Origin of the sequence: Shewanella eurypsychrophilus, from assembly GCF_007004545.3 — a bacterium.
Taxonomy (GTDB): Bacteria; Pseudomonadota; Gammaproteobacteria; order Enterobacterales; family Shewanellaceae; genus Shewanella; species Shewanella eurypsychrophilus.
Window position 1 is genome coordinate 2,202,131 of sequence record NZ_CP045503.2, and the last position, 14,461, is coordinate 2,216,591.

Genomic DNA, 14,461 nt, shown 5'->3' on the forward strand with positions numbered 1-14,461 from the left:
TATGCCTTAAGTCGTTTAGCTAAATTAGATAATCGAGAATAAATTAGCAAGTCATCAGGCCGGGACTGTTAGAGAAAAATTGCTGTTTTCCCAGATAAAAGTCTGCAAGAAGGAGTGAAGGGCAAAATGCCAGCTGTGCTAGCTGGCATTTATGTATGGAGAATTAGTCACTAATCTATCTAGTGAAATGTGTAACCAATATTGGCGCTAATTATTCACTCACTAGCTTTGAGGTGTTGAACTGACTTTCAACAGCCCAGACTCGATATCTCAATTCACTGCCTGCGGGTAGGTAAAATACCTTATCCAGACGGCTATCATACTTAATTTTCAGATCTGCTCTGATTGGCACAAATGCCTCTTTCTCGGCTTCCTTGAAACACGCCATCATAGTGGTAGGTCCCTGAGTGATCGAATCTACTTGATAATAGTTATACCCCCAACCTTGAACCGAGTGTTGTTGCAATTCACCTGACAGACTTCCGCCATTACAGTCAACCATCTTAGTTTGGCCTATCTGTATTTCGACCATGTAGTTCGATTCATCATCGAGCTTAGGCAGAGTGAGTATGTGTTGCACCATGCCAATTTCTGGTGCAGGAAACATCTTAGTGGCGTCCTGGACTTGATAATCCGCTGAAGAGAAGGCCTGAGCTGTGATGATATTTTGGTTGTGGCCGCTCTGATTAAGACCCGTTGGATGAGCTGGGCTGGTGGCCGATGCATTAAAAGATAATAGAGATACGGCTAAGATGCTTCCTGCTGAAAATGTAATGGTCAATGCTGTCTTAGCGGCGTTAAGTGTTGATGAATTCATAAATCTCCAAAAATAAAAAGATGTTTTAGTTACCCCTATAAACGACTGGAAAATGAAAAGGGGTTAACTATTTTAATTTATTTTAAAACCAGACTGCACCACTTTAAAGCGAAAGCACCGAAAATGGTCATTAATCGATATCACCCTAACACTATTCCATTGATTTTATTGCCTTAATGTTTTGGCATGACGGCTGCATTGTTATAAACATTGCTGAGATAAAGCAAAAATAAAATAGAATTTATTCAATGTGGGGGCGTATTTTATGCTGTTTGGTCGTAAAAACAGAAAGCCAATTGTGATCCCGAGCAAGAAAGTTGCACAGTGGAAATACACCACCTGTAATTATTGCTCTACGGGCTGCTCCATCGAGATTGGCTTAAATGAGCAGAACAAGATCGTTACCACCCGAGGCCATGCGGGCGCGGACGTTAATCGCGGCAAACTTTGTATCAAGGGGATCTTAGAACACGAGCTGTTTGAGAGTCCGGGCAGGGGAACCGAGCCCCTCATAAGAGACAAGCATTTCGAAGACTTCGAGCCTACCTCTTGGGATCATGCGCTGGACACGACTGCTGATAAGATAAAGTCTATTCAAGCTAAGTATGGCAGAGACGCCTTCGCCATCGTCTCCTCGGGTCAGTTGTTGACCGAAGAGTTTTATACCTTAGGCAAACTTGCCCGAGGCGTGATTGGCACCAATAACTACGATGGCAACACTACCTTATGTATGGCATCTGCAGTTAGCGGCTATAAGCGCTCCTTCGGCGCCGACGGTCCGCCGGGTTGTTATGATGATTTTGAGCATACCCATTGCCTGATGGCTTTTGGCTCTAACCTTCCCGAGCAACATCCTATCATCTACTGGCGTCTGAAAGAGGCGCTGGAAAAGCGTCATTTCCCGCTGATAGTGGTGGATCCTCGAGTCACCATGTTGGCGCAATTTGCCGATATACATTTGCCTATCACCCCAGGTACAGATTGTGTGCTGATCAATGCCATGCTGCATGTGATCATCAATGAAGGGCTGCAAGATCAGGCCTATATCGACGCGCACACCCAAGGCTTCGAGGCGGTTAAGGCACTGGTGCAGGACTATGATCCTAAGCAGGCGCAACACATCTGCGGTATAGACGAAGATACCATACGTAATGTGGCAAGAATTTATGCGAGAGCGCCGGCGGCCATGAGCATCTGGACCATGGGGATAAACCAATCCACCCACGGCTCAGATGGTGTCGCCAACATCAATAACCTTAATATGATAACCGGCAATATCGGTAAGCCAGGTGGCACCAGTTTATCGATAACCGGTCAGTGTAATGCTATGGGCACCCGTGAGTGGTCATCTTGCTCTGGCTTACCCGGATACCGCTATCTGGAAAATGAGGCCGACAGAAATGAGATCGCTGATTTTTGGGGCATAGACCCTGAGTTCTTTCCCAAGAAACGCGGCCTGGCCGAGACCGATATCTTTCCTGCCATAGAGACGGGAGAGATTAAAGGCTTGTGGATCGTCGCGACGAATCCCATGACCTCAATGCCCAACACGGCTCGCATTCGCAAGGCGCTAGAAAAATTGGATTTTCTAGTCATACAAGATGTTTACAGCGATGTGGAGACCAATCAATATTCCCATGTTTATTTGCCCGCATCGGTGTGGGCCGAGAAAGAGGGCACTCATACCAACACAGAGCGCAGGGTCAACCTGATCAGCAACGTGTTGCCGCCCTTTAAGAACTCTAAACCGGATTTTTGGATCTTCAATCAGCTGGCCAAGCGTTTCGATAACGGTCAGATGATCCATTTTCCCGAGACGCCGGAAGGGGCGTTTGAGGAGATGAAGTACCTGTCTAAGGGCAAGTTGTCCCATGGCGGTCCGCGTCACTTAGATATTTCGGGCATGAGCTATCAAAAAATCGAGGCAGCCAGAGGCATTCAGTGGCCATTTAGAGAACAAGATGAAGGTCTCAAAGGCACAGCCAGACTCTACAGCGATGGCCTGTTTCCAACTCAGTCAGGTAAGGCAAACCTGCTGCCCATCAATTTTTATAACAACAACGAGCAGCCCTGTGACGAGTATCCCTTCTGGCTCAACAGCGGCAGGGTAGTGGAGCATTTTCATACCCGTACCCGTACCGGAAAAATAGGTAACTGCAACAAGTTCAGCCCAACGGCGTACATGGAGATGAACCCGGACGCGGCTAAAGAGCTTGGGGTCGAACACCAGAGCTATGTACGCCTCACCAGTCGTCGCGGCGATGCCGTTGTCATGGTGCAGCTGACCCACAGGGTGCCACGTAACATGGTGTTTATCCCGTTTCATTACCACGATTGTGTCAACCGTCTCACCTTAGGTTTACTCGATCCCTATTCACGTCAGCCAGCATTTAAGCAGTGCAGCACGCGAATAGAGCCGATCGATCAGGATGAAGCGGCTCGGATCAACGTCGAGCGTCGTGCATTTTAGGGCTAGGAAATAATTTTGCGAATTTGAAGCCTGAGATTCAAGGCTGGGGACGAGATAATGACATCACAGATAACTGAAGGCAGAAAATTGCAGAGCGGCAGTGACAAGGCGGGTGTAGGGCTATTTACCCCAGAGACCGGCTCAAGCATAAAGGTCACCAAAGCGAACGATTTTCCTAAGAGAGGCGAAGAGCAGCTTGGGCGTTCAAATCATTGGGAAGTGCGCACCGAGGAACAGGCCTACGCTTACCTGCCTAAGACCGAAAGCGAGGTAGAGAACCGCTACGGCAAGCGCATCGACTTGGTAGAGTTGACCGACAAACCTGTGGGCCGCTCTATGTTTATTAACGACAATCCGGCAGTGGGCACGAATCCGGACCGTAACAAGCAGCATGGTTTCTTCTTTACCGCAGACAACTGTATCGGTTGTCATGCTTGTGAGTCGGCCTGCGCCGAGAAAAATGAAACGCCGGCTCATCTGGCATTTCGCTCGGTCGGCTATGTGGAGGGGGGCTCATATCCTGATTATAAGCGGATGAACATCTCTATGGCCTGTAACCATTGTGACGATCCTGTCTGCCTCAAGGGCTGTCCGACTCGAGCTTACACTAAACATGCGGAATATGGCGCTGTACTGCAAGATCCTGAAACCTGTTTTGGTTGTGGTTACTGCACTTGGGTCTGTCCCTATAATGCACCTCAATTAGATCCGGTGAAAGGGCAGGTCTCTAAATGTAATATGTGTGTCGATCGGTTGGAAGTGGGGCTAAAACCTGCTTGTGTCTCGGCTTGTGTGGGTAATGCGCTGGACTTTGGTGTGATAGAAAATACCCCGGAGAATCGTGAGCAATGTAAGACCAGTATTCCTGGATTTCCGTCACCGGACATTACTCGGCCTAACATACGCTTTCAACAGACCAAGTCTATGCCAGAAGAGATGACACGTACCGACTCTATGCCGGTAAAATACCACAAGGGCGAGGACGGCCAATATAAGCCTGTGATAGATCAGAAAGTGGGTAAACAGCAGCACTGGAATCTGGCTATGCTTAACAGTCGGGAGAATCCTCTGGTGCTGTTCACCCTGTTTGCTCAGGCAGCTCTGGGCACGTTCATCATCCCCTTTCTTGCGGCCTTGGGCGGGGTTGAACTGTTTGAGCTATTTGCGGCCTCAGACATGATGTTGGTGCTGGTGGTCACATCACTTTCGATGACCTCTTTTGGCCTATTTATGAGTGTGACTCACCTAGGTAAACCTTTTCGTTTCTATCGCGGCTTTAATAACCTGCGTTATTCACCCATGAGCCGTGAAGGATTAGGCTTAGCCATGTTCAGTGCTGGACTCGGCTTGATGGCCGTGTGCTTGCTAGCCACCAACACCTGGTTTAGTGAGCAACTGATCTCTGGGGGCGGGCTCAGTCTGTCCAAGTTTATCGACTCTTTGCCTTTGGCTAACTTAGCTCTGGGAGCGGGCATTTTTGCCAGTATTTCAGGTGTTGCGGGTCTGTATTACATGAACCAGTGTTATCAGATCAAGGCACGACCATTTTGGAATCATTGGCAAACGGTGACCAGTTTCTTAGGTAACAGCTTGTCCTTGGGTGCCATGGTGAGTGGTGTGATGATCTTGAGCACTCTAGCCGCCTTGTCTCTGCCGCTATTACCTGCTTTACAGCTACTGGGAGGCGTATGGTTATTTGGTGTGGCGCTCGAAGCCATGGGTTTGATAGCTCACAATCGTGATCTCAATGCCAGTGAAAATGAGGGAGGGGCGGCACATTACATTCAGTGCACCACTTTTGGTAAGACCTATAAGCTGCGTAACCTGATGTTGACCTTGAATATCTTTGCCGGCCTGACATTACTGGCTCTGGGTGAACTTGGCATATTCAATACCCAAGGGCTAGCCTCTGAGCCGGTAGGCGTTAACGTGTGGGCATTGGTTGCCTGGTCAGTTATCGCCTTAATTAACTGCATCAGCGCCGTCATAGGCCGGGCGCTGTTTTATAACCTGGTGATCCCCACCACTATGCCCGGCGCCTTCTTCTGGAAAAATAAGGGGTTCGAGCAACATGCCAGAGATATAGGTTTAGCAGATAATCCGGCCTGTGGTGTGGCGCCGTTGGCTCATTAAGCCAGTTAACAATTGCTGAGAGCTAGCAGTAATAAGAGTCAGAATCATAAATACAAACGTGATAAGAATAAGAAAGATAAACGAGGTGAGTATGCTGACATTGGAAACGACCATAGAGAAGATCTGCTTAATTGGACTGACCTACTTTAACGCCGAAGGAGAGATGCTCAAGCAGTCTCTGTTGGCGGGGAAAGTCAGTTCCAGTGATGCTGAAAATGGCATAGGTATCGAGCTATTTGCAAAAGAGAACTCAGAGCCGGGAAGAAAGCAGTTCCTAATCCCCACAGATCTGTCATGTTGGTTTACTGCGCCCAAAGGAAGGTTTAATACCAGTGTCGAGGGAGTGACTGTCACTAATCCAGACTTCCTAGTGACATGGGATATTTATCAGAGTCGCCGCGTTGAAAATGATGAGCAGATGCAATGGTGGGAATGGAAGCCCAGAATTGAGAAGCCTAGAGTTGAGCAGCCCAGTGTCAGCGTGTGATGTTCACAGCATGATATTGCGCTTTGTTTAATCGCTTTTAGGCTCACGACATAACACTGTGACTATACATGTGTTTATTTTGTGGTGTATTTAGTATATTATCTCTACATTATGCTGGTGGCGTGGTGAGTTTACGTATTTCTAGGGGTGTTGAGATGGATATAATTATGAAAGTGCTACCTGATGGTGTGAGTTTTTCCCAGGGGCTCTATGCCGTCGAGATCCCCACTTTTTGCGGAACTGAAACTAAGTATTACAAAGATCCACTTACCGCATTTACCACAAAAAGAAGGGCTGAGCGCAAAGAAGCTATCAGGCAGGAAAAACGGCTTGCGATGCAGACCGTAAATGCTTGTTAAAGCAACATGATTTTTACACCATGCGGCGCACTGTTTGTATCACAGACCCCGATTGCTATTAGTCATTCTGATTAGTATTAACCATTACTAATAAAGCCTTCATGCTTGTAGGGTAAAATGGTGCTGGCGACTTGTTTCATCGCAGAGGTTAGCTTAGTCAACTGTTCTGCTGTGATCACATAAGGTGGCATGATATAAATCAGGTTTGAAAATGGCCTGATCCAGACGCCTAAATCAACAAACTGTTGCTGAAGCTCGGCGGTGTTAACTGTCGCGTTCATCTCAATCACACCTATGCCTCCGAGCACACGCACATCTTTCACTTCCGGGTAGTTTTTCGCTTCTTCAAGTTCAGACTTTAGCTGAGACTCTATGCGACTAATTTGTCCTTGCCATTCATTCGTGGCCAAAAGATCTAGGCTCGCACAAGCAGCAGAGCAGGCCAATGGATTTCCCATAAAGGTTGGACCATGCATAAACACACCCGCCGGTGAGTCACTGATCCCTTGTGCCACTTCATCGCTGCATAGGGTAACAGCAAGAGAGATATAGCCACCTGTTAGTGCTTTACCTAAACAGAGGATATCGGCCTCCACGGCTTGCTCATTTATACAGGCGTGTTCATAGGCGAACATCTTACCGGTGCGGCCAAAGCCAGTAGCTATCTCATCAAGGATCAGCAACACGTTAAATTCATCACAAAGCTGACGCAATCCAGCCAGGTAATCCGGGTGATAGAAGCGCATGCCACCGGCGCCCTGCAGAATTGGCTCAATAATCACAGCGGCAATTTCATGGTGCATTGCCTCAAGCTTAGCTCGCATCTCGCCCAGTTCGTCGGGGTTAAAGCTGGCGCCAAAACTGGTTTCTGGGGCACTGACAAACTCATGTTGGGTGACAGAGTCACCGAACATAGTATGCATGCCACCTTCAGGATCGCATATGCTCATTGCGGCAAAGGTATCGCCGTGATAACCGCATTTTACCGTCAATATACGCTGTTTCTGTGGCTGACTTCGTCCTTGCCAATATTGCAGTGCCATCTTAAGCGCCACTTCGACGGCAATAGAGCCCGAGTCTGCCAAAAATACTTTAGTCAGGTTATCACTGGTCATCTGGATTAACTTTTTTGACAGCTCTATCGCTGGCTGGTGGGTGATCCCACCAAACATTACATGGCTCAGCTTATTAAGCTGGGTCTGCATTGCATCGATGATGGCAGGATGGCTGTAACCGTGCACACAGGCCCACCAAGAGCTGGTACCATCGATAAGTTGACGGCCATCATCTAAGGTCAGCTCGCACTCTTTTGCCGATACGACACCGAAAGCGGGCAGGGCATTGTTCATCGAGGTATAAGGATGCCAGATATGCTGCTTATCAAATTCAAGATCTATGCTCGATGTTGGCAGCTTGGATGTCGAAGCCTTTGATGTAGAAAGAGTCGCAGCTGAGATACTAGGACTGATATCGGTGTTGTTATTGTTCATATAGTGACCGTTAGTAAACCTGTTTGACTGGTTGGCGTTGACAGATTACGACCTGCAGGTATCCTAGGCAAGATAAAAACAAATTATATTGAGCAAAAAGGGTAAGTTAAATGTCGGATATACAGCTGCGCCATGATTGGGAACGTGATGAAATAGAAGCACTTTTCTCTTTGCCTATGAACGACCTCCTGTTTAAAGCGCACTCATTGCATCGCCAAGTGTATGATCCTAATGAAATTCAAATTAGTCGTCTGTTATCGATTAAAACCGGTGCTTGTCCTGAAGATTGTAAATACTGCCCTCAGAGTGCACGTTATGATACAGGCCTTGAAAAAGAGCGCTTAATCGAGATTGATAAGGTATTGACCGAGGCTCGCAGTGCTAAGGCTGCCGGTGCCTCTCGTTTCTGTATGGGCGCCGCCTGGCGTAATCCACACCCAAGAGACATGCCTTATTTAAAAGATATGGTCAGCGAAGTCAAAGGCATGGGCATGGAAACCTGTATGACCTTAGGCATGCTTTCTCCAGAACAAGCGGGTGAGTTAGCCGAAGCGGGTTTAGACTACTATAACCACAACTTAGATACCTCGCCTGAATATTACGGCGATATCATCACTACCCGTACCTATCAAGACAGGCTTGATACCCTATCTAATGTGCGCGCAGCCGGCATGAAGGTGTGCTCTGGCGGTATAGTCGGCATGGGCGAACAAGCTAGCGATCGTGCTGGTCTATTGCAGCAGCTAGCGAACATGGAACAGCATCCTGACTCTGTACCGATTAATATGCTAGTCAAAGTCGCTGGTACGCCGTTCGAGAATATTGATGATCTCGATCCCTTAGTCTTTGTTCGCACCATTGCCGTGGCGCGGATTTTAATGCCTTATTCAAGAGTTCGCCTGTCTGCGGGTCGTGAGAAAATGTCTGATGAGATGCAGGCCATGTGTTTCTTCGCCGGGGCTAATTCCATTTTCTATGGTTGTAAGCTGCTCACCACCAATAACCCTGAAGAAAATGAAGATATGGCTCTATTTAAACGTCTAGGTCTTCATCCTGAACAGGGCAAATATGCCACAGTCGAAGACGATAAGGCTGTCTTCGTCAAAGCAACGGCAAAGGCTAATGCCATCAAAGATAAGCAGAGTTCTGCCTTCTATGATGCTGCCGCGTTATAAGCGTAAATGAGTGCTTCATCTATGCTGGATAAGATTAGAAAGAAACAGTCTCGGGTTGAGAATCAAGGCCTGCTTCGCCGCAGGCATGCTATTTCTGTTAACGGAGCTGAAGAGCAAAATCTTGATCTTTCCGGCGGATTATCGCTCACGCAAGAAGGTAAACATTACCTGAATTTTAGCAGTAATGATTACCTTGGCTTATCTCGTTCGAAAGTGCTTATTGAGGCGTTAATACTCGGTGCTAACACTTATGGGGTTGGCAGTGGCTCTTCACCTTTAGTGACGGGGTACAGTGAGGCGCATTTGGTTTTAGAGCAAAAGCTATGTGAAGTGACGGGGCATCAGGCTGCCTTGCTATTTTGCTCAGGTTTTAGTGCTAACACAGCGCTGATGAAGACCTTATTTGATTCTAGTGACAGGGTAATCGCTGATAAATTGGTACATGCCTCTGTCATTGATGGGCTCAAGGATAGCCAAGCTGAGTTTAAACGTTTCTTACACAATGATATTGCCAGTGCCGAGCGATTAATATCAAAGCAGGCTCCTAGTGCACTTGTGACAGAAAGTATTTTTAGTATGGACGGTGACATTGCGCCGTTGGCTGCACTGTCTAGATTGTGTAAACAGCATCATATGAGTTTCATTGTCGATGATGCCCATGGTTTTGGTGTTCAAATGCCGCCATTAGTCGATGCGACTATCGCCGATATACAAGTGGTGACCTTCGGTAAAGCACTGGGATGTCAGGGTGCAGCCATACTTGCCAGTCAAGAGGTGATAGATTTTTTAGTCTCAAATGCCAGAGAGTACATCTACTCGACGGCTTTATCACCGGCTAATGCATGCGTGGCACTTGCCGCCGTTGAGTTGGTGAATTCAGATTTTTCTCGTTCGAAGAAGCTTAACGAGAATATCGATTACTTTAGAAAACAGTGCGAGCAGACTGGCATCAAATTAACAGACTCACAAACAGCAATTCAGCCACTTATTTTAGGTGATGTGGATGTCACCTTGAAGGTTGCCGAACAATTAAAGCAACTCGGGTTCTGTGTTGGGGCCATACGTCCTCCGACTGTCCCCCAAGGTGCTTCAAGATTGAGAATGACGCTCACCGCCATGCACACTTTTAATGATCTCGATAAGCTGGTAGATGGACTCAAAAGCGTGTTGCACCACCATGAAATATAGATCTAGGTACAAGCCCTTGTTCTATATTGATAACAGTAGATAATTTAAGAATATTTGATGGAGCCCGAAGTAGTGAAAGAAGGGGTAGCACAAAGCGTTAATGATCAGACTGTCGCTCAGCGATTTTCTGCAGCGGCTAAGCATTACCATGATTTTGATAGAATCCAAAAAATGTCTAGCAGACTTCTATTCGAAAAAATGTCACCTCATGGCACCTTACTCGATATCGGTGCTGGCCCTGGAACCAATTTTGGTCAATTCACAAGTGTTAAAAAAGTAATCGCCCTGGATATTGCCCAAGGAATGTTGGATCAGTTGAGCCAAGATTTCCCTGAATATCAGACCTTGTGTGCTAATGCTCAAAGTATACCTTTGCCAAATGATTCAGTTAATAGTGCTTATTCAAATTTAGCATTGCAATGGTGCAGCGATCTCGGTGCAAGCATAAATGAAACCGCTAGAGTGCTAAAACACAATGGTGAATATCACTTGGCGGTAGTGGCGAAAGATAGCTTGTTAGAATTGTCAGACTTAGGCTTTAGGGTCAATGGCTTTAGATCTATAGATGAGATCCTAAGCCATTTCGATAACAAACAGCAGTGGCAGATTATCTCGGCTGAAACTAAAGCTGTGACAGTCTACTTTCCCCAATTGAAGTCGCTACTTTATTCAATAAAAGGTGTTGGCGCTTCAATTCATGCTAATGACCAATCAAGCCAAGGGATCCGTGGGAGAGGGGACTGGGTTAAACTGCTCAGTGAAGCAGAAAAGAGCCGTACTCCTAATGGCTTACCATTAACTTATCAAATTGCCCTGATTTCTGCTAAACGGATTGTTTAATATTTAATGGGTTTACCTTAATTAGCTGTTGAATAAAAGAGATAAGAGATGAAGTTTTTTGTCACAGGTACAGACACAGACAGTGGTAAGACGCTAGTGACCTCGGCGTTATTACATAAAGTGAACGTCAGTCATGTAAACGTAAGAAGCTTGGGGTTGAAACCTATAGCGTCTGGTTGTGAGCAAACTGAAAAGGGTCTGCGCAATAGTGATGCGCTGGCGCTTATCGAGCAGTCCAGCATCGAGTTGGATTACTGCTTGGTAAACCCAATCTCTTTTCTGCCTGCGATTGCACCTCATATTGCTGCGTCACAGGCTGGTGTCGACATCAGTCCCGGCGCAATACTGGCTAAAATACAGCAAAGCCTAGCCTCAGCTTCATTGAGTGAGACTGATGTTTGTTTCATAGAAGGCGCAGGGGGATGGCGTTTACCATTAGGTGAGGGGCACTTTCTTTCAGAAGTTGTCAAAGAACTTGAACTCGATGTCATCTTAGTCGTAGGCGTTAAATTAGGTTGTTTAAACCATGCAGTATTGACTCAAGAGTCAATTAAAGCCGATGGTTTAACGATTAAAGGCTGGGTTGCTAATATAGTGGATCCTCAAACAAGCTGTTTAGAAGAGAACCTTGCTAGTTTGCATCATTTAATGGAATCGCCATGTTTAGGCATAGTGCCTCATTTGGATTATGTATCGGCTGAAGCGGCTGCTGAACATCTTGATATTAGCGAATTATAATCGATTAAAATTCAGTACAGGTTTCATCAGGGATTCATTCAATGGCTAGGCTTTTGAGAGCCCGCTCCAATAACTTTTCCTGCTTTTCGAGAAAATGGATAAGTGCATCACCTTGTATTAATAGGGGTTGCCACTCGTGTCGTTGGCAGATCTCCTGCCAACGATGAGTTTGGCTGAGTTCCAATAACAATTTTTTAAACCTATTCACCTTACTTAAGGGCGTCGTCTTTGTGGCAAAAAATCCCCGCCAGTTGGCGAACTCAACCTCTAAACCTTGTTCAACAAAAGTGGGTATATCAGGGTATCTAGTGAGTCTCTGTTTACTGGTAATACCTAATATTTTTATTTCATTATTTCGGTACGCCTGAATAACTTCACCAACTCCGCTGACTAACGCAACGCCAATCCCGCGTTTTAACTGTAGCATGGCATCTCCCCCTCCATCGGTCGGTACATATCGTAGTTTGTTGATGGGCAATTGACCTGCTTGAGCGATGAGAGCCAAAGTCACATGATCTAAACTGCCCAATGAAGAGCCTCCCAAAATAGGGTTACGTACTGGAGAAATTGCAATGGCTTGAATGAGATCATTAATTGAATCAAATTCAGAATCAATTGGAACAACTAAAGCTTGGTATTCAGCAATGAGAATACTGATCGGCATAGTATCTCTAAAACCATAATCTATAACGCCAGTTAAATTGCGTAAAATAAGAGGTGTGGACTGTACCATCAGAGTATTGCTATGTTTACTTGGTTGATTGACTAGATCCATTAAAGCTCGTCCACCACCTGCGCCAATAAAATTTTCAAAATACACGCGTTCGACGATCTTTTCAGCCAGTAAGGATTTGCCGGCTTCTCGTGCTGTTGTATCCCAGCCTCCACCTTCACTACCTGGTATGAGAAAATGTATATAGCGGGTTTTTAGTCTGTCTGTTGTTTCTGGAACATCGACGTTGGCATAGCTCAAATGTGAAGATATGACTAACAGGCTAATAGCTATGCATAAACTTAGATGCCTTAACCAAGAAATTAAGCAGCAAATAGCGACACTCATGATGGGACACCATTTATTGAGTCAAATCGAAACTGTACGCTGACTAATTGATGAGATTTTAGCAAGCTCGGTCCACCTTATATGACTGCTACAATAAAAATTGGCTATAACACAGTGTAGTTGTTAATCCATTAATCTAGTCTTAGAACCATAGTGTTGAACCCTAAGTAGGGCTAGAAATGTGTAATAAACAAAGATTAATACACATAGTCAGGTCTGGTTAAGTCAGAGTTAAGTTTTTAAGCTTTGCTTAATGTAAGCCTCCTAGACTGCATCTCCTTTTACTATGGAAGGTCAATAGACCTTAGTATTTTGCGAGTTTAAAGTGAGTCCGAATTGAGTTGAATTTAATCAGTCGTACATTTTTTTACTTTTCTTCCCTTGAATTCTCGTCATTCGGACATATTATGTCTTTAGAACGTAACATCAGGTACTGAAGTACCAAACAGGAGTTTATTTAATGCGAATTTTTCTATTGATTGCGACCAATATGGCAATCTTACTTGTAGCATCCATTGTGATGTCACTATTAGGTGTAAATACATCTACCATGGGCGGTTTATTAGTCTTCGCCGCAATTTTCGGTTTTGGTGGTGCTTTTCTCAGCCTAGCTATCTCTAAGTGGATGGCTAAAAAGACCATGGGCTGTGAAGTGATAACGACTCCACGTGATAATACTGAACGTTGGTTGGTTGAAACTGTTGCTCGTCAAGCTGAGCAAGCAGGTATAAAGATGCCGGAAGTGGCTATCTATCAATCTGAAGAGCTTAACGCTTTCGCTACCGGCCCAAGTAAAGACAATGCACTTGTTGCAGTGAGTAGTGGTCTGCTTTATGGCATGAGCCAAGATGAAATTGAAGGTGTGCTTGCCCACGAAGTCAGCCATGTGGCTAACGGCGATATGGTGACACTGACCCTTATTCAAGGTGTCGTTAATACTTTCGTTATCTTCGCAGCCCGTGTCGTTGCAGGCATAATCAACAATTTTGTTGCCAGTAATGATGAAGAGGGCGAAGGCCTAGGTATGTTCGCCTACATGGGCGTGGTGTTTGTTCTCGATATGCTTTTCGGTATTTTGGCATCAATGATCGTCGCTTACTTCTCGCGCATTCGTGAGTTTAAGGCCGATGAAGGCGCTGCTAAGCTTGCTGGTAAGGACAAGATGATTGCTGCCCTTGAGCGTCTACGTCAGGGACCGGCAACAGGTGCTATGCCAGCACAGATGTCTGCACTGGGGATTAACGGTAAGAAGTCTATGTCTGAGCTGATGATGAGTCATCCTCCACTAGAGAAGCGTATTGCTGCTTTAAGAGCGAGTTAATCTCTCAAAGTATTGCTAATATCAACATTGGACGGGAGCTTATGCTCCCGTTTTTTGTGCTTCATAAAGGAGCGTGAGTGCAGCTTAATGGTAATGGGTATTATTATCATTAGTTATGGAGTGTTTCTGCATAATTATGATTCTTTCTAAACAGTGAAGTCAGCCAATAAAAAAAATTGATTTATTCAGTTTCGCATAAGGTTTATGTGATAAAGCTCACTATATAACTGATTCTAGTACATAAGTAAGAGCGTAACTTGATTAAGCTCACAGTTTTATGCTTGTTTTGACGCTATTCTCACTTCAAGAAAAGTTGCGTATTTGCAGTTCCTTAGCTATTTTATGCAATGTCGTGCTAAGACTGTTGAGAGCAAGATGGTGAT

General features: G+C 45.6%; 12 protein-coding genes. 9 read left to right on the top strand and 3 right to left on the bottom strand.

The window, feature by feature from the left end:
* Positions 1 to 211 precede the first annotated feature (211 nt).
* Positions 212 to 817, bottom strand: coding sequence for a serine protease inhibitor ecotin (gene eco, locus FM038_RS09240; protein WP_142870436.1), 606 nt, complete (start codon positions 815 to 817; stop codon positions 212 to 214).
* Positions 818 to 1,082: 265 nt separating this feature from the next.
* Here eco and FM038_RS09245 point away from each other — a divergent pair, with 265 nt between their 5' ends.
* The 4 genes from FM038_RS09245 (at position 1,083) to FM038_RS09260 (ending at position 6,266) form a co-directional block, all read left to right on the top strand.
* Positions 1,083 to 3,287, top strand: a complete 2,205-nt coding sequence (locus FM038_RS09245) for a molybdopterin oxidoreductase family protein (protein ID WP_142870437.1) — start codon at positions 1,083 to 1,085, stop codon at positions 3,285 to 3,287.
* A 57-nt stretch (positions 3,288 to 3,344) separates the two neighbouring features.
* Positions 3,345 to 5,420 (top strand): DmsC/YnfH family molybdoenzyme membrane anchor subunit, encoded by a 2,076-nt coding sequence (locus FM038_RS09250; protein WP_142870438.1) that lies wholly within the window; start codon positions 3,345 to 3,347, stop codon positions 5,418 to 5,420.
* 91 nt (positions 5,421 to 5,511) lie between these two features.
* Positions 5,512 to 5,907 carry a hypothetical protein gene (locus FM038_RS09255; protein WP_142870439.1) on the top strand — a complete coding sequence of 132 codons (396 nt, stop codon included), beginning with the start codon at positions 5,512 to 5,514 and terminating at the stop codon, positions 5,905 to 5,907.
* 155 nt (positions 5,908 to 6,062) lie between these two features.
* A complete protein-coding gene (locus FM038_RS09260) occupies positions 6,063 to 6,266 on the top strand; it encodes a hypothetical protein (RefSeq protein WP_142870440.1) in 204 nt (67 codons plus the stop codon).
* A 77-nt stretch (positions 6,267 to 6,343) separates the two neighbouring features.
* Here FM038_RS09260 and bioA read toward each other — a convergent pair whose 3' ends face one another.
* Positions 6,344 to 7,756: an adenosylmethionine--8-amino-7-oxononanoate transaminase gene (gene bioA, locus FM038_RS09265; RefSeq protein WP_223293035.1), complete on the bottom strand. Its 1,413-nt coding sequence runs from the start codon at positions 7,754 to 7,756 to the stop codon at positions 6,344 to 6,346.
* A gap of 110 nt (positions 7,757 to 7,866) precedes the next feature.
* Between bioA and bioB the strand changes: the two genes are divergently transcribed.
* Genes bioB through bioD form a run of 4 tightly spaced genes read left to right on the top strand, consistent with a single transcriptional unit; the run spans position 7,867 to position 11,697 of the window.
* On the top strand, positions 7,867 to 8,931 hold the full coding sequence (gene bioB / locus FM038_RS09270) for a biotin synthase BioB (protein ID WP_142870441.1): 1,065 nt from the start codon (positions 7,867 to 7,869) through the stop codon (positions 8,929 to 8,931).
* A 21-nt stretch (positions 8,932 to 8,952) separates the two neighbouring features.
* Positions 8,953 to 10,119, top strand: coding sequence for an 8-amino-7-oxononanoate synthase (locus tag FM038_RS09275; protein ID WP_419555624.1), 1,167 nt, complete (start codon positions 8,953 to 8,955; stop codon positions 10,117 to 10,119).
* Positions 10,120 to 10,176: 57 nt separating this feature from the next.
* Positions 10,177 to 10,959: a methyltransferase domain-containing protein gene (locus FM038_RS09280; protein WP_185965654.1), complete on the top strand. Its 783-nt coding sequence runs from the start codon at positions 10,177 to 10,179 to the stop codon at positions 10,957 to 10,959.
* Between the two features lie 48 nt (positions 10,960 to 11,007).
* The gene (gene bioD, locus FM038_RS09285; RefSeq protein WP_142870443.1) at positions 11,008 to 11,697 is read left to right on the top strand and encodes a dethiobiotin synthase; all 690 of its coding nucleotides are present in this window, start codon (positions 11,008 to 11,010) and stop codon (positions 11,695 to 11,697) included.
* Between the two features lie 34 nt (positions 11,698 to 11,731).
* On the opposite strand, the gene FM038_RS09290 is transcribed toward bioD, so the two are convergent.
* A complete protein-coding gene (locus FM038_RS09290; RefSeq protein ID WP_142870444.1) occupies positions 11,732 to 12,757 on the bottom strand; it encodes a tripartite tricarboxylate transporter substrate binding protein in 1,026 nt (341 codons plus the stop codon).
* Between the two features lie 460 nt (positions 12,758 to 13,217).
* Here FM038_RS09290 and htpX point away from each other — a divergent pair, with 460 nt between their 5' ends.
* A complete protein-coding gene (gene htpX, locus FM038_RS09295) occupies positions 13,218 to 14,078 on the top strand; it encodes a protease HtpX (RefSeq protein ID WP_142870445.1) in 861 nt (286 codons plus the stop codon).
* The last annotated feature ends 383 nt before the right edge of the window (positions 14,079 to 14,461 follow it).